The organism is Opitutaceae bacterium, assembly GCA_041395105.1.
Taxonomy (GTDB): domain Bacteria; phylum Verrucomicrobiota; class Verrucomicrobiia; order Opitutales; family Opitutaceae; genus B12-G4.
This window is the reverse complement of sequence record JAWLBB010000002.1, coordinates 906550-928301: the sequence shown is the minus strand read 5'-3', so window position 1 is coordinate 928301 and position 21752 is coordinate 906550. Positions and strand designations below refer to the sequence as shown.

Here is a 21752-nt window from a genome sequence, read left to right as displayed (position 1 = left end):
GGGATCAGTCTCTTCTCAGTTCCTGCGGCCTGTAGTAGCCTCGGGTGATGACCCGACGAAGTGTGCCAACTGTGGAACGCAGTTTCTCTGATAGCGTCAGCTTCATCCAGTTCTTGAAGAGCGAGAATCCGCGGAGCTTAGGAACAGGGAGTCCGATCGCACGCATGGTAGCCAGCCGACCCCAGACGGCGCCGCGTTTGGCAACGAGACCCTTTTGGGACGCTAGCAGCTTCCACGGTTCGGCGGGTTTCAGAACAACGTAGCCGGCTTGAATCGCCTTCTGCAGGATCTCTCTGCCGCGTTCGGTCCGAACCAGCACCAGCGAACTTCCGGCTTCACCCGCCTCAACGGGACGATACCATGGATCGCCGCAGGAGATGTCTGCATCCTCTCCGGTCCCATCCGGGCACAGATGGGTTGAGAACGGTCGGTAGGCCTGAACGAATCCCCAAGATTCGGCATACGACATCAAGGGTCGAGCCTTGGGTTCATCTTTCAACTTGACGGTGAACATTCCGGGCCAGCCGTTGCCACGATAGCGAAAGGACTCGACCGAGTCGGGGTCGATACCTGCGGATCTCAGGAGATCGATAGTCCCCTGGGTGGATGGGGAACCCGCGCAAAAGAACGAAAGGACGAGTGCAAGGTTGCCCTTCAATCGAGGACGAAGCTCCGCTGCCTTACGAGACGCAGTCGCTTCTGAAGGCTGTCCGATGAATACGCAAGGCGCGGGCGCGTCCTCAATCAGTTGTAGTGATTCACAGGCCGAGGCCGGTGCATACCGGGAACCGGTGCGGTTCAGAAGATCCCGCCGGGTCCGGCTCAGAACGGTATGGTTCCGAAGTGGGCGGGCGGGATCTTGTCCTATATGCAGGACACCATGAAATCCTTCGGCCTCGAGGCAGAAGAGCGATAGAGCGGTCAGGATTCCGCCGGAGGACCCCGTGAACCGGATCTCGGGATCCGTCGCATGTCCCTCCCAGATTTCAAGGACCGGACCGAACGCTTCCCGCACCTCAGCGATCAAACCCGAACGGGGGAGAGGCTCTTTGTGGTCAATCCCATGGGCTGGGCAGACAGTCAGGCAATCCCTGCATGCCAGGCAATACTCATCTGCGACCAGTGGCCGTATACCCTCGGATGCGCAGTCGAAAAGCGAGATCTTGTCGTCCGGACAGATATAGGAACACGCACCACATCCGAGGCAAAGGCGCCAATCAGCAATCTGCCTGACAGTTTTCGCCTTCATCTCGGATTGTCTTCGTGATGAGAGTGTAAGTGTGAGGTAGACCAGTTTGTGTTGAAGCCCGGACGGTAGGCTATGGGCAATTTGGTCACTTGAGAAGCGGTAGGTGAAGCCGGAGCTTCGGTCTCTAGTGCTGACTTCTTGCGGGTCACCATTGATTTCACAGATGCGATCGAGCCCAGGGTAAGGTAGAGAAAGACGAAGGACTGATCGAAATAGGAGACTGAGATGCAGGTCGCTGCGTTGGCAAAGAGCGAGGCACCCAGCGCCCATACAAACCGCTGGCTTTCCTGCTCCGTCTCAGGTATCGCCCTGATGGATTGACCGACATAAGAGAATCCGATCACCATCACCACGATGAACAGGATCATCAACGGCAGGCCTCCGAGTACTCCCATGGCAAGGTAATGGTTGGTTATGTCTGTATGGTTGGGATTCCAAGAGACTCCAGTGGGCATCCAGTGCCGGGTGTAGTCCGTTCCGGCCAACCACCACTCGTCGAGATGACGGATTCCCGAGTTGATCAGTTCGGCTCGATGCCACCCGGTGCTCCCACCTGCCAGGTCGAAACGTCCCAGGAGATAGTAGGCGGGAACCTTCATGACCAGGTCCAGGCCGATGTAGGTGAGTACGGCCATCCACCTCAAGGTTCGCATGTGAGTGCGGTAACGCCAGAGAAAGAGTGCACCGATCGCGAAAATGGCGCTCATCATGGGTCCAGATGACCCGCAGGCGAAAACCATTGTCAGACAGGATGCAGAACCCAGGACTGCGCTCCACCGGTGTTTCTGCCAAAAGCCAAGCAGTAGCGGCAGGCAGACGGCACCAACTGTGCCTGCCAGGATCGGATGCATGAACGGACCTTGCGCACGAATCCTTCCCTCCCGGACGGCCGACTCCAGAGAGACGCCTCCGAAGACCGAGAAGCTGTTCTGCCCCGTGAGCTTCTCGGTAAGCATCTCGAAGGCGACCGGAACCAAGAGGAAAGCGCAGACTCGAAGAAGGTGGACAGCATCCTCGACATCCCGGCACCACGTCCGAACAAGAAGATAGACGCCTCCGCAGTCATAGAAGAGGCCCAGTCGATAGATAAGGGCTCCGGAAGGATCATCGTGCCCGAGGCTGCTGACGGCTGCTGCCAAACCCCAAGCGATCATCACCCAGTCGAGGACGATGAACCCTCCCACAATCCTCTCACCGCGCGAGATAGCACGAACGAAACCTGTGAAAATCAGGATTCTGACTACGGTAAAGTTGAGCGCTCCAACTTCAATTCCCTGACCATAAGTGATATAGCAGACCCCGGCGAGCAGTGGGAGGAAGGCCCAACGCCTTGGCACAAGGAGAAGTGCGAGCGCACTCAGGAGAGTGAACGTCAGGGCCAAACCGTTCATGGTGGTGAAGATACCTTCACAAAAACCAGTCCCTTCTGTAAGCGACTGGCCGGGGACTCCTTCTTCGTCGGGTTATCCAAGCAAGATGCGGGGGCAGGCACTGCAACGACCGAATCGGGATTCGATCTCCAAAGCAACCAGTCGGTGGTCCGCCAAGCCGGAGGGCTTACAATCCCCAAAAGAAGCCCTGATGCTCCCGAAACTTGGTGGTCGAGGCGCAGAACGCTACGGGTCCCGTGGATTCCCCATTTGATCCGCAAGACGTGGCGCCTGTATCCAGAAAGAATCTATTGCACAACCAATCCGGTCGGTGCGACTGGAACGGAGGCTCCGGAACTGAATTCCAAATAGCCCGTATCCCAACTGCCGCCGCTACCTCGAGAGGTGCCGTTTCGATCGATCAAGAAGTCGAAATCAGGGAAATCGGTGACCGGCAGATACAGGACGGGATTGGCGCCTGAGTCTACGGCAGGTCCTCCGGATTTAGGGCTCCAATCGGGCTCAGGCGGTGAAGCAAAGATGTCAGTAATCGATGAGTAGGCGCTCTCCGTCGATGAAAGACTCCAGCCTGGTGAACCGACGAAGATGTTATGCTCGTGCTGGATGGATGCGGGTCCTCCGCCATCCAGGATATTGTTTACGAATACATACTGAGCCGATCCCGGGCTGACAACATAAAGAAAAACAGAATCCGGGTTCCTGGCAAAGGTATTGTTGATAAATCCAACGCGTCCGCTCATTCCGAACCATTCGCTCACCGGGCGTGACTTATCCCCGCCATCAATGAGATTCCCATAGAACGTCAGATCACTGCTATCCTCAAAGGTCAAGGGAAGTGTCGCTTCAGAAACAACATTGTTTGCGACTAGAATATCACTCGAACCACTGTAGATCGAAATCGCATTGGAGTGGCTCCCTTTGATATCAGTTACAGTGTTGTTCGCGATGATGCTGCGCTTTGCGCCCATGAACCAGATTCCCTGTCGTGAGGTCCGGCTGACAAAGTTGCCGCTAACGGTCAATCCGGTCGCACTCGAGAGAATGCCAACAGAACGCATGCAGTTGACAATCTCATTGTCTTCGATAATGGAATTCGAGGCGTTGATAAAGATTGAGTATTTGTTGGCGGAACGTAGTCGGCTCACAGAGTTATTCCGTACAATGACACCGGTCGCAGAGGTGCTGGAGGCAGCAACACCCTGGGCGAAGTGCCGAATATCAAACCCCTCAATTACGACATGGCTGGCTGAAGAGAGAGTGAAGGCTGTATCGCGAACCTGGACCGAGTAGAGGTGACTGCCGGCATCGCCGGAGGATCTGGGCCAGACATAGAGCCTGTTTTGAGTGGAATCGTAAGCGTATTCGCCGGGCCTGCTTATAAGGGAAACATGGTTGAGGAGTGAATAATAACTGGGGCGGTCAGTGTAGGGCGCGGCGCCCAGATCCTCGTGGGTGACGGTGTTGCTCGAAGGTGAAAACCCTGTGATAGCCTTCACAGCGACAAGGTTTCCCTGAATCCAAGTGGCGATATGAGCTCCACTCCAGAAATCGCTCTCAGTCTGAGTCAATCGTGTCGCATCAGTGAGGGTTGTTCGGGTCTGCCTGATTGCAGTACTGCCCTTGGGGATAGGGTAGTATTCGGAGATATTGTCATAGTAGAACGGGTCTGCAAGGTCCGGGCCCTGCGAGTACCAGAGAAAGTCCCCGTCTTCGAAGATGCCCGTTAGAAAGCTCGGGAAACCCGGTGGGGAATCTGTGTAGTAGATATTCGCGTAGTATGGATTTCCCTTGGCGAATGCTTGAGAGGGACAGGGGGACCAGGTTGGGCTGATGGGATCTGCGCCTTCAATTCGCGCTTTCTCAGGTCCCCAGGCATTTCCGCTGTAAACGATTGGAAATCCGGGACTCCCACTGCTGGTCACGGAAACGGATCCTCGATAGACAACTCCGCCGCGGAATAGAACCGTGTCTCCCGGGGAGAGGATCGTTCCACTTGGGATCCCAGTTGCGTTCGGATCACCTGGGCTATGCTTCCAGGCACTTGCGGGGGACTGGCCGTTGTAAAAGTCATCTCCCTCGTCAAAATGAACGTAGTAGGTTGCGGCTTCTAGCGGTGCGCAACAGATCAGGATAAAGTAGAGGAGCGAGACTCTGGTCATCTTGATGTTCGGAGTTCCAGGAACATGTACAATCAGTAGTCTATTGGATTTGTAGATCGGACGGAGCGGTCGGAGTGACGCCAATACCAATTGAGAATTCGTAGGCTCCAACATCCCAGGCACCATCCGCACCCCTTCTGTTTCCAAGTCGATCGACATCATAGGGGGGGCCACCGAGTTGGATCCCGGAATTCCGTGCCTGGCTGGATTCGTGCAATCTGAAGTCCATGGAAGAGAGGTTCACGAACGGATCTGCTGTTGCTCGGAGGTTGTTGCTAGCACTAGAAGCGCTTACGTCACTATCTATGCAGTCAAAGAAGAGATTGTTTTTCGCTTCTGTTGAGGATCCATTGAGAAGTATCATAGGGAAGACCGCTGGTTCGACAAAGCCCACAAAGGTATTGTTGTAGACCTTCGTATTTGCTCCGCCGGCGCCTACCCAGCTTGATCCGTTGCCACCCACTAGTATCGACGTGTTTCTTCCTCCGGTTACCTTGCTGTAGAAGATGTTGCCGTAAATCTCATTATTATCCCAAGAGGGACCGTCCCATAGTGCAATTTCTGCGGTCAAGCCAGAAGTGGAATCCTCTGGGTCCGTTTGCGCCGCGTTATAAAAGATATTGTGACGAAATGTAGTATTTGTACAGGAAACTTGACCGCGGATTGCGACCTTGCCCCAACTCGGGCCAAACCAACAGAATTCAACAAGACTATTGGAGACTCCTGCAAATTGCACCATCGTCCCGACAGAGTTGTGAATGAAGCATCTGCTAACAGTCCAATCCGTTTGGGAATAGGCTACCTTGATTGCGTCACCCATTCCGCTGTAATAGGTCTCACTGAAGTTACCGCCCATATCGCAGTATTTGACTGTAATATGGTCACTAGCATTCCCGAAAGCAATTGAGTCGGACGTTATACTGGGCAAACGAAAGCCGTAACTGAGCCCGTTATACCAATTGCTCTCGTCCCGTTTCGAGCCATCGATTACGTAATAGTCGGTAATCATCACAAAGCCTCCCGAGAAGGAAGCTTGTCCGTCCCCATAAGAAGAGGACCAACCGATAGTTGTCCCGTGTTCAGATTCGGTGGCCTTTTTGATGGTTATCTGCGAGGTTCCGGTATTAGGGTCGTCAAAAGTGTAAGATGGGTAACTGCCGTCAGCGATGTAGTAGGTCGCACCCCGTACGAGCGTTGAGGGGAGAGACCCGTAAGCGTTGTTCCAATCGGACCCATTGCCATTCGCACCTTGCCTGACGTGAAAAGTCTGAGCGATGAGTAGTGGCGAGAGGCCAAAGATGGCCGAGACAAGGATCGTGAGGCGAAGGTGGAGCGAGATTTTCACGTTTGCTTTGGATTTGGTTGAATGATCCAGTTACTGGATCAGGTCGTCTGCCCAATTGAGGGAACGGACGTGATTCCTGAAGGTAAATCGAAGTTCTTGCCTTTTACAACACGCTGACAGTGAAACGGTGGATCGATGGCAAAGGTCAGAAGATGCGGAACAACAATGAGATAGCCTTGATGGATTGCGGATTAACGGCGATTTAGGGCGAACTCCGGGGGATCAGTGCCGGCGTTTCGATTTTTCTGAATTCCAGCCCAGATCTCACCTTGCGACAGGAGTATCCAAGACTGGTTCCGTCAGGTGATCGAAGAAGGAGAGGACTCTTCTTCGCACCCCGGGGACGTTCTCGATCAATAGTCTGTGAAGATTGGCGCGGTTTCGGAAGGCATCTAGTATTCTCGCGACTATCTCTTGCGTTTCAGCTGATCGGAGATCCAGAACCTGGTCTGAAAGGCCGACGGAGTTGAAGACGCCACGAAATTTCGGGCTGTAGGCCAGACCGACAGCCGGTATGGTTTGGGACAGGGCGGCAATGCAGGCATGCATTCGCGCGCCGATGAAGAAGGAGCAACTGCCGATAATCGCCTTGAGTTCGTGCTGGTCAAAGTCTCCCGATACCATGGTGAGGTAGGGAGTGAGGGTCGGTGCGAGACTTGCGAGTACCTCCCGGGAAGCGTTCACGTCACTCTCGGAATTTGGGCCGGTACCAAAAACGTGTGGAATGAGTAGGACCTGTGCGCCACCTTCAATCAACCGGTTGATGATCCGATCGACTAGCTCTTTGTGACTGGTCCGCAGTCCGAACATGTTCTCTCGTGTTAACCACCCATGTAAAGGAGTCCACTGATGTTGAAGCCCACGATGGGTCTGTCGGGCACGGTTTGCCCCAAGACTGCGGTCATACGATCCGAATCAATGAATGGCTCGAGAGCAAAGGCCATGTCTGGAGAGAATCGTAGCTTCTTCTGACAATCGGTCCTGACGAGTGTCCGCGCCACTTGGATACTGTCAGTTTCCCTTCCGTAGACCACTGTACTCCGCTGCATGATGAAGCTGGCGATGCGTCGTGAAACAGATCTTCGAAATGGGCCGATTGTCTGAGGAAGAAGAACCAGATCCTTCGCAAGCAGAATCGCCAGGATTTGTGGCAACGCGACGTAAACGAGGCGGCCGAATCCGTAAATGTCACTGAAACTGTCACCGCCGGCGATGGAGAGGACTGTGTCAGCCTCGTAAAGGCTCTTCAGTTCCGGGTATTTCGGAAGGATACGTTGTTCCCAATAGTCATTGGGCAGCAGTCTCTTGAGGAGAGCGACCGCAATGAGGTGTGCGACGTTGTTTCTGAGGAGTATGCGTTTTGAGAAGCGGATATTGACGAGGTCAATTTCGCAGGGACCGATTGTGCTCCGTATGACGGTAGTTGTGGGTTCGTAGCCGTAGTCCAGAAGAAAGACCCGATTGTCCGGGTTTGCCTGGATAGCAGCGTTGATGGTCCCAGCCGCGAGTGCAGATACACCACGATTGTCAGTACCAAAGGAGGCGCCGAGGAGGCAGAGTGTTTTTGGTTGGCGTACGGCTGTCGGCGAAGTTTCAGAACCGCTATTCGTAACGGTTTGTCCGGAACGGCAACTCTGCCCACTCTTCAGATCTGTCTTCAGCATGTTTGCTGTTGAGTGGTCTTTTCTGATCTTTCTGGACCCTGCGAATTCCCGAGGACCTGCTGATGGCACAATTCGAGGACCAACAGAGAGAACAAGTCACTGCCGGTGTCACCGGGTGCTTTGAGGAGGTCCTCAATGGCCGATCGGTTCAAATAGGTCGTCAGGACGGATTGTGGGGCTAGTAATGTGTCGTGTACGTATTCACGGAGTTCGCCACTCAGCCAGCGGCCAAAAGGGACAGGGAATCCGGTTTTCTTGCGTCGTATGATCTCTGGCGGAACCCGGTCGGCGAAGGATCTCTTCAATATTCTCTTGGTCTGACGGCCCTTCACCTTGAAGACCGGTGGTAATGCGGCGGCGAATTCGAGGACTTTGTGATCCAGAAACGGTACGCGCAGCTCAAGGGAGTTGGCCATGGTGATGCGGTCCGCCTTAATCAGGAGGTCGTCTGGAAGCCAGGTCTTGGTATCGACGTAGAGCATCTGATTCACGGGATGCTGACCGGCGACTCTTGCAAAGTGCCTTCGGGTTTGGGCCGTTGCCGCATTCGGGCGCAGTTGATGAAGGAAATCCTGATTGTACAGGTCGTGGCGGTTTCGATTGAAGGTGTCGTTCGGACTCGATACCCGACTGTAGTAGTAGTCGGGCATGTTGCGTTGGGCCAGCGCTCCGTACTTTCGGATTCGTTCAGAGGATGTTGCCCGGCCGATCAGGTCGAGAGCGCGACCGGTCACGCCTCGGACCTGACGAGGGAGCAGGCCTTTCATCCTCTCGAGAAGAGCGTAGTTCTTGTATTCGGGATAACCACCGAAGGCTTCGTCGCCGCCTTCGCCGGAGAGGAGTACCTTCACGTGGGAACGAGCTAATTTCGACACATAGTGGAGTGCGATGGCGGGTGGCTCGCATACCGGCTCTTCCATGTGCCAGACGTAGTCTGGCAGGTACACCTGGAAGTCCTGTGCGGACATGGTGATCTCGTGGTGACGGGTTCCGAATCTTCTGGAAGCCGCTCTGGCATAGGGACGTTCGTCAGCGAATCCCTCCCCGGAGAATCCGACGGTGAATGTCTGGATCTGTTTGCCTGTCTGCTCGACGGCATGGCTGAGCAGAGCGGTGGAGTCAACACCGCCACTGGCAAGAAAGCCGACCGGGACATCACTGATCATATGATCCCGTACGGTCTGACCGAGAAGGTCCTCCAGGGCTTCGGCCGCTTCGTCCATGGATCGCCACGAGGTGCGCTGGGTGAAATCGAGGTCCCAGTATTCGTGGTCGACTATCCTATTGTCACGAAGGAGAAGATAATGTCCAGGAGCGAGTTTATGGACTCCCTGCAGGAGGGTATCCGTGCCAGGCAGGTAACGGAACGTCAGGAACAGGTCGATGGCGTTGGGATTGACCGTCCGGTCGACATCGGGGTCGGTCAGGAGTGCCTTGATCTCCGATGCGAAGAGAAAGGCGCGCGAGGTGCGGGTGAAGTAGAGGGGTTTTATTCCCACCCGGTCGCGCGCGAGGAAGAGCTGCTGATTGCGTTTGTCCCAGATTGCGAATGCAAACATGCCGCGGAGGAACTTGAGGCAGTCGACGCTATACTCCTCGTAAAGGTGAATGATCACTTCGGTATCAGTGCCAGACCGAAAGACGTGGCCTTGGAAATCAGGAAGTTCCTAAGTTCCCTGAAATTGTAGATCTCTCCGTTGAATACGATCCAGACTTTGCCGTTCTCGTTGCACATCGGCTGCGCACCGAGGCTGCTGAGGTCGATGATCGAGAGACGGCGGTGACCCAGGCCTATTGGTCCCTCCGTATAGACACCTTCGCCGTCGGGACCGCGGTGCGCGATTGTTGAAATCATCGCTCGGATCGCTGCCGGGTCGACAGGATGGGCTTGATCAAAGTGGAGTCTTCCGGCGATGCCGCACATAAATAGGTCGAAGCGAGACGGGTGAAAAGTTTATCCTAAGCCTTGTAGAAATGTCGGATCGATGGATGCGCGTGCAGGCTCCATCGGAGCACGGCCCACCACTTGCGGGATGGTGAGGCGTACTTGTGGTTCGATTGACGTGCGGCCCGGCCCGGCCACAATAGCAGAAGCGCTGTCAACCTGCACAGTGCGGAAGTAAACATCGCGGCTCGGTATCCGGCCGCGTATGCAATCCCACGTGTTTTTCGCAAAAATCTCCAGATTGCTTCTCGCATCATCACGATTGAGAAGTCATTGATTGCCTTCTCTGTGCTGCTCCCGCCGTGGTGCACGACTTCTGCGCCAGGCACGTAGTAGTTGCGGAATCCGGCCGAACGGGCTCTAAAGGAGAGGTCAATATCCTCGCCGTACATAAAGAAATCCTCGCTGAATCCGCCAATCTCCTTCCAAACATCTCGACGGAGCATCACGCAAGCTCCGGAGATCGCCTCAACTTCATGTGGTCCTTCGGTGACTTCGAACAACGCGGACATGCCCCAGAGCTTTGAGTGGGGCCAACGGCGACGGAGGAATTCGGAGTCAGCGAATTGGTTAGGAATCGTTGGGATCGCCTGAATACAGCTTGTCTGAACGGTGCCATCAGAGTTCAGCAGCCTGCAGCCCACGCACCCGGCATCAGCATGGGATTTCAGCAGGCTGAGCATACGCGCGAATGCGTTTTCGTGGATCTCCGTGTCGGGATTAAGAAAAAGAAAGTTGCGGCCGCGGGCAATTTCGGCAGCGCGATTGTTTGAGCCTGCGAAGCCGAGGTTTTCGTGGCTCTGAATGAAGATGACCGTGGGGAACTCGTCATCGAGCATCCGATCGCAGCCGTCAAAAGAGGCCGAATCAATGACAATCACTTCGAAATCGAACCCGCTTGTGTGGGTAAAGACCGATGCGAGACATTTCCGGAGAAACTCGACAGAGTTCCAATTGACGATGATGATGGAGAGATCCATCCAAGATACCCATCAAGTTAGCTGCGTTAAGGTTTGCATACTTCCGAAGCAGGGGACGTTTCTATATCCTTGTTGCCCAGATGAATCCTGAGATATCCTTGTAATTCGAAAAGCGTTCAATTCGGAATCCAATGGATTCAAGCTTCTGGCCAAGAGCTCGTCCGGTTCGACCACTTTTCGCTTCGAAATTGTGGTATTCGAGACGTATTTGTCGAATTTGCCGAACACAGTTCGGAGGGGCTGTCTCGAATATCTCATATTCAGCGCCTTCGCAGTTTATTTTCATCAAGTCGATTGAGGTGAAACCATTAGTTTCGAAGATCTCTTCAAGTGTTGTGCATGAAACCAGTTGCCGCCCTTGTAGATCAGGTAGGTCGATTAGTGTATTCAGTGGAGATTCACCTGTGTTCATTGATCGTGAGCCTCTTGATGAAGCAACAGCAGATCGAAATGCCGTAACGAGTTCCGGATTGGTGTTTCTGGCAAGATTGGCGGAGAGATACTCAAAATTCTTCCTCTCCGGCTCATAGCAGACGATTCGGGCTTCGGGACAGGCGCGGGCAGCATAAACCGTAAAGGTTCCCATATTTGCTCCGATGTCGACGATCGATCGGCATCTTTGAATCAAGCCGTATTCCCTTCGAATAAAGACGACTGCAAACGTTCCCGCTAATGTGCCTGTTGCATCAATGAGTTGGTGCCCGGATCGTAGAATGTATGTCGCTGGATTCTGCTTCCGTGAGAGATAGTTTTTGAGATATGTAGTCCAATTTTCGAGTTCGCAGATCGTTCTCGGCAAATAGAATGGGAAAGTAAAGTAGTGGGGAGATATCATAGATTCACGCTTCCTGTCTCTCCGGGAAATGGTATTGGTTGATTGTGAACTCGGGGTTCGGGTTCGTCGAGGGTTCCTCTATTGTCTATTTTGACTCCAGGGAGCTCGAAGCCTGTTTCGTTGTTCTGATCTGAGGAATTGAACGACATCTGGTTCCAAGATAGGCCCTTCACCGGAAATCCGGGCACGGAAATAGCCCACGATCTCAGCAAATGATCCCAAAACGGGGGGGGCGTCAGATATTCGTGAAAGGCACCGCAGTAGCTGAAACAATGCACTGTATCCAAGAGAGTTGAATCTGCGTCCGAGTCTGTATCTAGAAGAAATCAGTCCGGTCGATGCAGTGCCAGTCATTCGGTGTTCGTATGCGTGCAGATCCGGATTCTTCTTGACTTGCCAGCCGTTCATCCTCGCGAGGATTTCGGCTGCGGCGTCAATCCCTCCGAATGGCAGATCGAGGTAGGATGCTCCTATGTCCCGGAAGCATTGGACCCTGAACATCTGAACGGCACCTGCAACACTGTGGAGGGAGTTGTCGTATGAAATAAACCGACGCCCATTCTTGGTGAAGACTCTTCCGCCGGCGATTCCAAGTTGCGGATTGCATGCGAACATCCGTGCTATAGACGAGAGGTAATTAGAGGATACTGAGATATCGGCATCGAGGTTCCCAATAAAATCGAACTTGTCTAGATCGAGACCTTGTATTGCGAAATTGAACGCTCGGGCTTTGCTTCCAAAGGAGTGTCCACCCGGTCGAACTGTAGTTATGAGCCGTACGAAGTAATGCGACTTGGCGAATTCTCTAGCGATTTCCAACGTTCCGTCCGTCGAGGAATCGTCGATGATAACCCACTCTTTGGGGAGAAGGTCCTGACAGGATACGGCTTCCAGAAGACGATGGAGAAGTTGCGACTCGTTGTGAGCCGGAGTAATCAGGAGGATTCTATTCATTGACCGGTGGGCAGCAGGCCTTTAGGAATTGTATCAAAAGATATTTCTAGATTTGTATATCATCATGCGATCTAGGGACGAGGGTTTTCTTCTCTATTCGTTTCATGATCTGTTGGAGCCAATAAAGACAATCATAAGCTCCTTTCAGTTTTGCGGTCATCAACTTCATGTCGTCAGCAGTGTTCGCGGGCAGTCGAGGGATTTGCAGCGGATGAGACTTGCCGGAGCATCGCCCGATTTTGGTTGTAGCATTGGAGGAATAGCCGATGGCTCGAAGGATCCCACTGAGACGCCGAGTGAACTCCCTTTTCGCCTGTGGGAAAGCATAGGGATAGGCAAAGTTGGTGATTTTTTCCTGCAGTTCGTTTTCGAGATGTTCTTTCGAGACAGAGAGTTCCGATTCAATTTCGGGCCACGGGAGGTCTACGAGTTTGGGATGAGTGTGCGTGTGAGATCCGAATTCGACGCCTTGAGACCGGAGTTCGCGAACTTCCGTCCAGGTGAGGCAGTCGCGCCCGTGAAATTCCTTGCGATTGGTACCGATGTAAAGAGTGGGCAAGTACATCGTGGCGCCGAATCCATGCTTACGCAGCACAGGCCATGCTTCGGTATGAAAATCGCGGAAGCCATCGTCGAAGGTAATCGCGACGGGGAGCGGGATGGATGTCGAAGGTCGAAGGTCGACGATCGGAATGTGTGGGTCATGTGGTCGCTCCGGGGCGGCCGAATTTGAGGCATTGAGGTTTCTCTTTTCCTGACTTTCGACTTCCGACCTTGGACTTTCGACATCATCCTTCAGCCATTCCAGTCCTTCGGACAGTGTCACTCCGCGGTAGCCCCAGTCCGTGAGCCACTGCATGTGTTCTGCGAACCGCTTTGGAGAGGTGCAGACCTTGTAGTAGTCACGTGTCCCATTCTCTGGGTCGTCGCTGATGCTGTGGTACATCAGGACCGGCAAGTGGCGGCCCCGTTGTGGAATTAACCGCGAAAGCGGGCGGCCCAGCAATAGGGAGATCTGTCGATCCAGGCGCAAGGCGAGAATGAGAGGGGAAGGCGGCGAGGCTGCCTGTCGAAGGTCGCAGGCCTGGGGCCAATTGAGCCTGTCTAGCGCAGGAAGCAGAAGGCCGGAGCAAAGCGTAGGGAATTGACCGGATGCTTGGGTTGCCTGAATCAGTTGGCAACGTCTGCTGTTTCCTGGAGCAGTTGGGGTCTCAGGTAACTCAAATCACTCTTAACCAGGCGGTCGTCGATGAGATTGTCCACCAACTCGAGATAGGTCTCTTGCCGTTTGGTCCATGAATGGGCCGCGACGTGCGCCCTTCCGCTTTCGGACAGGCGGCTGGCGAGGCTTCCATCCGTGAGGACCTCGACGAGGGCCGCACCGAGTTCGGCGACGTTGCCGGATTCGAAGAAGCGGACCTCGTCTTCGGAGAAATAGAACTGATCGATCTCCGTTCGCGAAAGCACGACCGGTATGCCTTGGGACATGAACTCCATGATCTTGGTGCTGTAGGCACGATTTCCGAATGAGTCCGCCCGCTTGGCCACGACCCCAACATCGGCATTGGCAATGAGGTCGGGGATCCTCTCGAGCGGAACAGGTGGATGGATCCGCACGATGTTCTCGAGAGAGAGCTCCCGGATGAGGAACCGCAGGTCCTCCTCGAATGATCCCGAACCGTAGATGTGAAACTCGGATCGCGGAACAATTGACCTGACTGCCGGCATGGCGCGGATGACAAGGTCGACACCCTGGTGTTGCGAAAGGGACCCGTGAAAGAGAATGATGCGTCGGTCGTCCAAACGTGTTCGTTGCCTCGGGTGAAAGTTCTCAGAGTCGACGTTGTTGATGAAGACGGAGCATTTTTCCCTCTCGATGGACCGTCCGGTGACTTCCTTGACCCAGAGATGATTGGAAATGATGACGTGATGAGCGAATGCGGCGGAGAGGCGTTCCTCCAGACGAAGAAGGCCCGCGGCAATGCGGGCCTTCAATCCGGTGGTCTTGTCCGCGAACAGCTCAGGCACAAGATCATGAAGATCCAGGATGAGGCGCGCCCCTCGCAGTCGAGCCATCCATGCCGTGAAGACAAGAAAATCGGGCATGTTGTGGACGTGGATGAGATCGTAACGATCGCGGAACGTCCGGAATGTCAGGGCGCCGGACACCTGCAGAAAGAACCGACTGACTTTGATGAAATACGCAAGAATGCTGCCTCGAAGGCTGGCTTTCCTGGAGAGCTGTGTGACGTGGACGCCATTCAGTGTGCTTTTCCGACTGCGGCCGAAACTTCCCTGCACAGCCAGAACCTCAACGTGGTCGCCGCGTCGGGCAAGGCTTTCTGCATAGCGCCGGACCCGATTGTCGGTCTCGTAGTCGGAATAAGTGACCATGCCGATGCGTCGGGAACGTCTCGGACACGGAGTCCTCTGAATCGATCTTGAACCTCTGGCGACCTGACGAGGGAGAAGATTCGCGAACTGGTCCCTGAATCGCGCCGCGATGTCCGCAAGAAACTCCCCATAGTGCGAGGATTCGATCTGGTTATTGCCGGGGCTTCGCGTTCCCGGGAAAACCATATAGTCGGGATGTGCGTTGAGCAGCGCCATCCCGCCATGGGCGACGATCCAGTCCAGCTTTCGTTCCCAGAGTCGGGTGGATGTCTCCCAAAGGAGAAAGAAGAGCGTGGAATCCTGCGGCAGGGTGTAGGGAAGCTCAACGTAACCGCTTCGCGGCTTGTTGAGCTTCTCAGAGGTCGGAGGTCGGAGGTCGGAGGTCAGGGAAGAACTGGATGAGGAAGTCGTCCGGCTACTCGTTGATACGCTGGGACAAGAAGGTCGAAGGTCTGCGCCGATTGGCGCTGTTATGGGTGGGGTGTTACCGGTTACTGGTGTATTCGCTATTGATGAGTCTGAATTCTTGTGCTCTTGCTGGCCTCTGACATCTGACCGCTGATCTCTTGCGGCCATCTGGCCGCTCTGCGGCGCAGGTACCCAGAAAGGGAAGATGGTGCCGACGCCGTCGGGTTGGGGTTCAAAGGGGTCGGTGTCGAAGGTGGAGGCGTCATACTCGATCTCAAGGTCGTGGTGCCAGTCGAGATTGTGGAACATGAACCCGGAGCGGTAGCCGACCGCACCCCATTCCTTCAGGTAGTGGTTGATTCGCTGGGCGGACTTGCGGAAGTGCTCCCTGGATTTGTAGAGCTTTCCATCGTGGTGCAGGTCGTGGACACCGACCTCAAAGCCGTTCTCCTTGAGCCAGGCAATGAGCTCCATGGGCACTACGTATTCGCCTTCCGGAACGAAGTAGAAACAGGAGCGGAAACCGAGACTCATCTCGAGTTCGGCCAGCGGACGGACGTTATCGAGACCTCGCTGACCCTCGACATCATGGGTGAGAACAAGAGCGAACTGCTTCCCGTCGGGCCAACCGGGCCACCCGTCAGGTTCTTTGCCCGCGGACTCGAGGATCGGCCAGATATCCCCAACCTTCTTGAGTTTCCGCCGCGCAAACCACCGCCGCACCGCCCACCGCAGACGGGCAGGGATGAAGGGCTTGGCGTTGTAATATGTGTTTCGGAGAAACATGTTTTGCGAAGCAAAACTGTTATTGGTGAAGGCTGACTGCGTCAGTTTGTTATCGGTTAATTGGGGGGGCGCTCTGTGGCGCGGGGAATCACTATTTGGAGAGTAATGCTTTCTCTCTGACAACGAGTAACAATCTTCCGATAACTGCCAGCGCCTAGCGTTGGCTGGCCCTCTTCAGATAGGCCATGTAGCCATTGAGTAAGCGAACTGCCTTGGCTACGTGTTCTCTTCCTTCTTTCAGTTGACCCTCTGTGATCATTTCTTCGTCGTTGGCCGTGATCAAATGATCAAGAACTTCCCACGCTGAACCGCGGGCATTGCTGCAGAATTTGTTGTTATCGGCGTAGTGGAATCGGCCGTAACCTTCCGCGATGTTAGCAGTGGTCGATCTTGCTGCCCGAAACAGTTGGTCGGCAAGGCGATGCTTTTCGGCGGCCGGCAGGTCGTGTATGATGCGGCGGACCACGAATGTTCGTAGCTCACGACAGGCTTTCCAGCACTCAAGGTCTTCGAAACTCCGGATGTGGGTCCCCGCTGTTTCTGCACCTGGCTGGTATTTGTCACCCATGACTCAGGCCTTTAACCCATACCCCTTAACCGATAACAGCTCGGCGGCGGCTTCGCCGCTATTCTCCACCAAGCAGCCCCTCCTGAATGAACCTCGGGACGTATTCTTTCGTCTTGTTGACGACGACCCCGAATTCGACGCCGGTTTCGGCGAGCATTTCACCGGCTTTCTTGACGGTCGTACGGTTGGTCTTTTCGGATTCGACCACCATCAGGGTCGTGTCCATGTAGCGGGCCAGGCTGGTGGCCACGCTGTTGTGGGTGATGGGGGGCATGTCGAAGATGATGTAGTCGAAATCGCTGGCCTTCATCTTCGGAACAAGGCTCGTAAAGCGTGTCGGTAGCATGCCCTTCGGGCCGCTTCCGTTGCTGGCGGTTGATTCCGAAACGACGAACAGGTGTTCGCCGGCCTTCGCTTCATCCCTCCGCTGGAGTTCCAGAGCCTCGTCGAGCCCAACCTGAAGACTGCCTTGACGGAAATGATGCGGGGTGTTCTGGCCGGGCTTCATGTCGACCAATAGTACATTGCCTTCGCCCGTTTCCGAGAGAGAGGCGGCGAGTCCCGCGGCGATCGTGCTGACGCCGGAATCCTCGCCGCACCCCGTGATGCCCACCAACTTGGGTTTCCGGGTCAGATCCCGGGCCTCGAAATTGAAGATCAACCGATCACGCAGGGACTCGCAGACCGGCTTTAGGTCCTGATGTTTTTCCCAGGCACCGACTCCATTTTCGATCCCCTGAAGGGCGAGCGCGGATGATGTGGATTCCTTGCCTTTGCGCCTCCTTTTCTGTTGCCGGAGGCGTGGAATGGAAAAGAACAGCGGCAATCCAAGAATCCCCTCGATTTCCGATGGTCGCCGGAGGGTCTGGTTGAGAAACATCTCGAGGCCGAACGAAAGAGCAATTCCGATGGCCAGACCTCCGATGGCCAAGGCGGCAACCACACCCAGGAGTTTTCCGGTCTCCTCCTTTGGTGGCGATGGATTTTGGACGACTGTGATGTTGGAGATGCGATTGGACCCCATCGCCTCCTCGATTCGTGCCTTTTCCAGACTGGAAGCGAAGTTGCGGTATCTCTCCTCCTGCATCTGTTTCTGACGTTCGAGCCCGATAATCTGGGACTCGACTTCGCTCAGTGCAACTGCGGCAGTTCGCGTCTCTTCGAGTTGACTCTGAAGAATCTTCAGTCGCGACTCAAGAGCACGGATCTGTCGGGCTTCGGCAGCGGCACTGGTTGCTGCAGGGGTGCCGGACGAGTCCGGTGTCGTCAAAGATGGAGTTGAGATATGCGCGAGATCGGGATGTGCCGATTCCATTTCCTTCATTTGGGCGGACTGGGCTGCTATCTGATTCCGGAGGCTCTGAACCGGTGCGCTCTCCTCTCGATACTGCAGCAAAAGCTCCTTAACTCGGAGTTCGAGACGGTGGAGTTGGAGACTCAGACTCTCGTATACCCGCATCACTTCCGGCGGTACTTCCGATTGATTGGTTGGTTGATTTTCGGGTTGATCGGAGATAACTGCTTGAGCACTTTGAAGCCTGTCACCGAGAATTTCTGCGAGGATAGCCTTGTGTTCCGCAATCTCGGTCTGGGTTGTCATAATACCCTCTTGGATCGAAGACAACTGATTGGCATAGAGATCTTTACTTGCCTCAAGAGAAACAATGCCAGATTGTTCCTTGATCCGCCGCAACGATGCTTCGGTTGCTGCCAGACGGGATCTCAATTGGTCAGTCTCCTGAGTCAGGAACTGATCGTAGAGTCCGGGGCCCTGGTGGATCTGGACGTGTTTGGCCAGGTACTGCTGGATATGCTGAGTCAAAATTCGTTGCAGATTTTCGGGATCGGTGCCGATGAGCGCCACAGTGAGGATGCTCGCGCCGCGTGGGGGGACCTCAACCGACAGGCCTCCCTGAATACGCAATCCAGCTACAGTAACCGGGTCCCCAATAATGGGTTTCGAATCATCGAGTATGGTCTCAGGCCCGAGAGTCTTGGCAGTGTCTTTGGCGAGGTCCAGGCTGGTCAGGATTGAGATCTCGTTGACAATCACTTCGGCTCCGCCCCGCCGGATTTGGGTCTCTTCTGTCAGGTCGGCCGATGGTCCTTGAGCCTCCTCAACGTAGCGCACAAACAAACGGGCCTCGGTCCGGTAGAGGGCGACGAGGGGGCCTGGGCGCAGAATGAACACCGCGGTTGCCGCGACAATCCCCAGCACGGAGAAGAGGATGATCTTCCACTTGTGCTTGAAGAGGATGTAAAGGATGTCGGAGGGAGTCATTTCGGAGCCCTACGGGCGAAGATGGGAGATGGGAGATGGAAGATCGGGTCTTCAGAGCGAGCAGAACTCGCGGAGATAGAAGATCGAAGATGGAAGATCGGGCGAATGAAGGGGCGAAACAGAAGGACGAGACTCATCGTGTATTCTGAGTAACTATCAGAAAACCTGGGCAAGTTCGAGTTTCCATTCAGGTGCGGTTTTGAAGCTTCTTTACAGTCGAAATCCCTGATTCTTCTTTAGCTGGCCCGTTGAAGGAGAGAATTCTACGCTACGTGTTTGTAGAGCATGGACCCGACCAGGCGAGCCAAGGGTATGGGCATGAGTCGGAAGAGGGCATTGTGCCAGCCTTGGGTGCGGTCGGGGGATTGGAGGTAACGATCCAGCTTCAGATCGTATTTCAGGTAGTCGATGCGCGATTCGGTCGTTCCCCAACCTCGTTTGAAGTTGCGGAGACCTTTGTTCAGGAAGGAGGTGCGGCCAAAATGCAGGGTTGGGAGACCCAGGTCGGCCAGTCTCTTGATTCCTTCCCACATGATCAGATTGTTGGGGCGGGAGTGAAGGGTCTCTTTGACCGAGGCACCGAACTTGAAGATGGCATGGGTGCCGAAATGAAGAAAAACGGCACCAGCAACAGCGTGGAGTCCCTTACGCCCCAAGATCACGAAGCCGTTTCCTTGACTCAGGATGTCCCGGTGGATGTTTTCGAACATCCTTATGGGCTGCGGTGGGAGCCCGTGGCGCCGGCGGGTGAGGCAGTGCAATGCGTAGTAATCGAGGATGGCATTCCGATCAGAGGACTTCTCGATGCGCAGGCCGCTTCGCTCCGCCTTGCGAATGGCTCGCCTGACCGATGAATAGAAGCCCGAGAACAGTTCGTGATGGGATTTCTTGAGGTCGAGCCGGTGTCCGTAGAATGAGGTTGAAGGGGTGGCATCGGGAACCGAATCGACCCCTCCCCGGCATTCCAGGGTCTGCCAGCCTCTCTCTTTCCCGTAAAGCTGCGCAGCTCGAAAAAGGGCTGCGAATTCCTCAGGATCGACATGGTCTCCATCGCAGTCGTCGGAAAATGGCAGAGCGCTTCCTCGTCTTCCCGTGAGCAGGCTGTAGACCTCCATGATCGGGAGGAGGGAACGGAGGCCGTTGTCGTCGGAGAGAACGAAATAGACGGGCTTGTAACCGTAGGTGTCTCGGAGCACCCGTGCCCAGCCCGAGGAGTGGAAGAACGAATAGCTGGGAAGGGAGAGGACTCTGTCGTCCCAGGATGGGTCCGACAGGGGATCGACGATCTGGATCGTCGATCCGTGGACGGTGGACTGTGGACCGTGGTCGGTGTCTGAAGGTCGCTGGCGCGACGAAGTTGGGAGACCAGGCTCCTCGTTGATACGCCCGGACAAGTCGGAGATGGGGGATGGGGTTTCTTTCGCCCACGAATCTTCACGAATTGACACGAATGTAAAAGGGCGAGCAGGGCTCGCGAAGGTGGGAGATCGAAGATAGGAGATCGGGTCAAACGGTAGCGAATGATTCCTGCGATAAGGCGGAGCGAAGCGTATCGCAGACGTAGGTGACCTGGTCCTCGGTGAGTTCGGGATACATCGGTAGACTGAGGAACTGGGCGGCGCATTGCTCGCTGACGGGGAAGTCCCCTTCTTGGTGGCCCAAGTCCCCATACGCCTTTTGACGGTGGATGGGGATGGGGTAGTGGATGCCGGTGGCGATGCCTTTTTCGTTCAGGGCCTTGGCGAGGGCGTCCCGGTTCTCCACCCGGATCGCGTAAACATGGTAGATGTGCTTGTTGTCCTTCGTCTCCGTCGGAATGGTGATGCCTTCGATGCCCCCGAGGAGTTCGTTGTATTGGGTGGCGTGGCGATGGCGGGCCGCATTCGCAGCGTCGATGTGCTTGAGCTTGATCGAGAGGACCGCTCCCTGGATCCCATCCATGCGGCCGTTCCAGCCGATGTAGTCGTGCTCGTACTTCACGACCTGGCCGTGGTCGCGCAGGATACGGATCTTCCGGGCCAGTTCATCGTTGTTGGTGGTGACCGCTCCGGCTTCTCCGAAGGCACCCAGATTCTTGCCGGGGTAATAGCTGAATCCGGCAGCGATGCCCATTCCTCCGGCCTTCCGACCCTTGTTGGTCGCACCGTGCGCCTGGGCGGCGTCTTCAACCACAGGCAACTCATGTCGGCAGGCGATCGTGTTGATCGCGTCCATGTCTGCGGTCTGGCCATGGAGATGGACCGGCATGATGGCCTTCGTCCTGGGGGTAATGGCGGCTTCGAGCTTGGCGGCATCCATCAGCCAGGTCTTCGGATCCACATCCACGAAGACCGGAGTTGCGCCGGTGAAGCTGATCGCCTCGGCCGTGGCCATGAAGGTCAGGGGCACGGTGATGACTTCGTCGCCCGGGCCAACGCCCAGCGCGAGTAGCGACAGCCAGAGGGCGTCGGTGCCGTTGCCCACGCCGATGGCGTGCTTCACCCCGCAGTAAGCGGCGAATCCCTCCTCGAATTTCGCGACAAAGGGTCCACCCGCGAAAGCGTTGGCATCGACGACCTCGGCAATGGCCGCGAGGAACTCGGCACGATGAGGCTGGTGATGTGCCTTCAGGTCAAGAAATGGTACCTGCATTTTGGTTCTGGGTTTTGGCCCACGAATCTACACGAATGGGCACGAATGAAACGGGGTAGAAGGAGAGGTTGTCGGGATGAGTTTCCTGTGGGATTCTGGCCCACGAATCTGCACGAATCTCCACTAATGATTTCGGAAACTTGGGTGAGAAGAAGTAGGGCG

Annotated in this window: 15 protein-coding genes and 1 pseudogene; all 16 read right to left on the bottom strand. The window is 55.2% G+C overall.

The window, feature by feature from the left end; genetic code table 11:
* Window positions 1-4: 4 nt before the first annotated feature.
* The 16 genes and pseudogenes from R3F07_10725 to R3F07_10650 all read right to left on the bottom strand — a co-directional run bounded on the left by R3F07_10725 (window position 5) and on the right by R3F07_10650 (window position 21590).
* Window positions 5-1249, bottom strand: a complete 1245-nt coding sequence (locus R3F07_10725) for a Coenzyme F420 hydrogenase/dehydrogenase, beta subunit C-terminal domain (GenBank protein MEZ5276841.1) — start codon at window positions 1247-1249, stop codon at window positions 5-7.
* Complete coding sequence (locus R3F07_10720) at window positions 1246-2640, bottom strand: hypothetical protein (protein ID MEZ5276840.1); 1395 nt, start codon at window positions 2638-2640, stop codon at window positions 1246-1248. Before R3F07_10720 ends, R3F07_10725 begins: the two co-directional genes overlap by 4 nt.
* A gap of 287 nt (window positions 2641-2927) precedes the next feature.
* Entirely contained in the window at window positions 2928-4799 is a 1872-nt protein-coding gene (locus tag R3F07_10715; GenBank protein ID MEZ5276839.1) for a right-handed parallel beta-helix repeat-containing protein, read from the bottom strand.
* 40 nt (window positions 4800-4839) lie between these two features.
* Window positions 4840-6144 carry a right-handed parallel beta-helix repeat-containing protein gene (locus tag R3F07_10710; protein ID MEZ5276838.1) on the bottom strand — a complete coding sequence of 435 codons (1305 nt, stop codon included), beginning with the start codon at window positions 6142-6144 and terminating at the stop codon, window positions 4840-4842.
* 264 nt (window positions 6145-6408) lie between these two features.
* Complete coding sequence (locus tag R3F07_10705) at window positions 6409-6954, bottom strand: polysaccharide pyruvyl transferase family protein (protein ID MEZ5276837.1); 546 nt, start codon at window positions 6952-6954, stop codon at window positions 6409-6411.
* Window positions 6955-6965: 11 nt separating this feature from the next.
* On the bottom strand, window positions 6966-7808 hold the full coding sequence (locus R3F07_10700) for a polysaccharide pyruvyl transferase family protein (GenBank protein MEZ5276836.1): 843 nt from the start codon (window positions 7806-7808) through the stop codon (window positions 6966-6968).
* Window positions 7802-9663 (bottom strand): annotated as a pseudogene (gene asnB, locus R3F07_10695) (asparagine synthase (glutamine-hydrolyzing)). Before asnB ends, R3F07_10700 begins: the two are co-directional and overlap by 7 nt.
* 104 nt (window positions 9664-9767) lie before the next feature.
* Window positions 9768-10733: a glycosyltransferase family 2 protein gene (locus tag R3F07_10690; GenBank protein MEZ5276835.1), complete on the bottom strand. Its 966-nt coding sequence runs from the start codon at window positions 10731-10733 to the stop codon at window positions 9768-9770.
* Between the two features lie 61 nt (window positions 10734-10794).
* Entirely contained in the window at window positions 10795-11568 is a 774-nt protein-coding gene (locus R3F07_10685; protein ID MEZ5276834.1) for an FkbM family methyltransferase, read from the bottom strand.
* Between the two features lie 78 nt (window positions 11569-11646).
* Window positions 11647-12522, bottom strand: a complete 876-nt coding sequence (locus R3F07_10680; protein ID MEZ5276833.1) for a glycosyltransferase family 2 protein — start codon at window positions 12520-12522, stop codon at window positions 11647-11649.
* Between the two features lie 46 nt (window positions 12523-12568).
* Entirely contained in the window at window positions 12569-13555 is a 987-nt protein-coding gene (locus R3F07_10675; GenBank protein ID MEZ5276832.1) for a polysaccharide deacetylase family protein, read from the bottom strand.
* Window positions 13556-13692: 137 nt separating this feature from the next.
* The gene (locus R3F07_10670; protein ID MEZ5276831.1) at window positions 13693-16110 is read right to left on the bottom strand and encodes a glycosyltransferase; all 2418 of its coding nucleotides are present in this window, start codon (window positions 16108-16110) and stop codon (window positions 13693-13695) included.
* Between the two features lie 154 nt (window positions 16111-16264).
* Window positions 16265-16678 carry a four helix bundle protein gene (locus R3F07_10665; protein ID MEZ5276830.1) on the bottom strand — a complete coding sequence of 138 codons (414 nt, stop codon included), beginning with the start codon at window positions 16676-16678 and terminating at the stop codon, window positions 16265-16267.
* A 58-nt stretch (window positions 16679-16736) separates the two neighbouring features.
* Window positions 16737-18959 carry a cellulose synthase operon protein YhjQ/BcsQ gene (locus R3F07_10660; protein MEZ5276829.1) on the bottom strand — a complete coding sequence of 741 codons (2223 nt, stop codon included), beginning with the start codon at window positions 18957-18959 and terminating at the stop codon, window positions 16737-16739.
* 263 nt (window positions 18960-19222) lie between these two features.
* Window positions 19223-20353, bottom strand: a complete 1131-nt coding sequence (locus tag R3F07_10655) for a GNAT family N-acetyltransferase (protein ID MEZ5276828.1) — start codon at window positions 20351-20353, stop codon at window positions 19223-19225.
* A 112-nt stretch (window positions 20354-20465) separates the two neighbouring features.
* Window positions 20466-21590 (bottom strand): DegT/DnrJ/EryC1/StrS family aminotransferase, encoded by a 1125-nt coding sequence (locus R3F07_10650; GenBank protein MEZ5276827.1) that lies wholly within the window; start codon window positions 21588-21590, stop codon window positions 20466-20468.
* Between the last annotated feature and the right edge of the window lie 162 nt (window positions 21591-21752).

What these genes read in the sequence shown, in the direction of transcription:
- R3F07_10725 (MEZ5276841.1), bottom strand. Translation starts at nt 1,249, where the DNA reads ATGAAGGCGAAAACTGTCAGGCAGATTGCTGATTGGCGCCTTTGCCTC.
- R3F07_10720 (MEZ5276840.1), bottom strand. Translation starts at nt 2,640, where the DNA reads ATGAACGGTTTGGCCCTGACGTTCACTCTCCTGAGTGCGCTCGCACTT.
- R3F07_10715 (MEZ5276839.1), bottom strand. Translation starts at nt 4,799, where the DNA reads ATGACCAGAGTCTCGCTCCTCTACTTTATCCTGATCTGTTGCGCACCG.
- R3F07_10705 (MEZ5276837.1), bottom strand. Translation starts at nt 6,954, where the DNA reads ATGTTCGGACTGCGGACCAGTCACAAAGAGCTAGTCGATCGGATCATC.
- R3F07_10700 (MEZ5276836.1), bottom strand. Translation starts at nt 7,808, where the DNA reads ATGCTGAAGACAGATCTGAAGAGTGGGCAGAGTTGCCGTTCCGGACAA.
- R3F07_10690 (MEZ5276835.1), bottom strand. Translation starts at nt 10,733, where the DNA reads ATGGATCTCTCCATCATCATCGTCAATTGGAACTCTGTCGAGTTTCTC.
- R3F07_10685 (MEZ5276834.1), bottom strand. Translation starts at nt 11,568, where the DNA reads ATGATATCTCCCCACTACTTTACTTTCCCATTCTATTTGCCGAGAACG.
- R3F07_10680 (MEZ5276833.1), bottom strand. Translation starts at nt 12,522, where the DNA reads ATGAATAGAATCCTCCTGATTACTCCGGCTCACAACGAGTCGCAACTT.
- R3F07_10670 (MEZ5276831.1), bottom strand. Translation starts at nt 16,110, where the DNA reads ATGTTTCTCCGAAACACATATTACAACGCCAAGCCCTTCATCCCTGCC.
- R3F07_10665 (MEZ5276830.1), bottom strand. Translation starts at nt 16,678, where the DNA reads ATGGGTGACAAATACCAGCCAGGTGCAGAAACAGCGGGGACCCACATC.
- R3F07_10660 (MEZ5276829.1), bottom strand. Translation starts at nt 18,959, where the DNA reads ATGACTCCCTCCGACATCCTTTACATCCTCTTCAAGCACAAGTGGAAG.
- R3F07_10650 (MEZ5276827.1), bottom strand. Translation starts at nt 21,590, where the DNA reads ATGCAGGTACCATTTCTTGACCTGAAGGCACATCACCAGCCTCATCGT.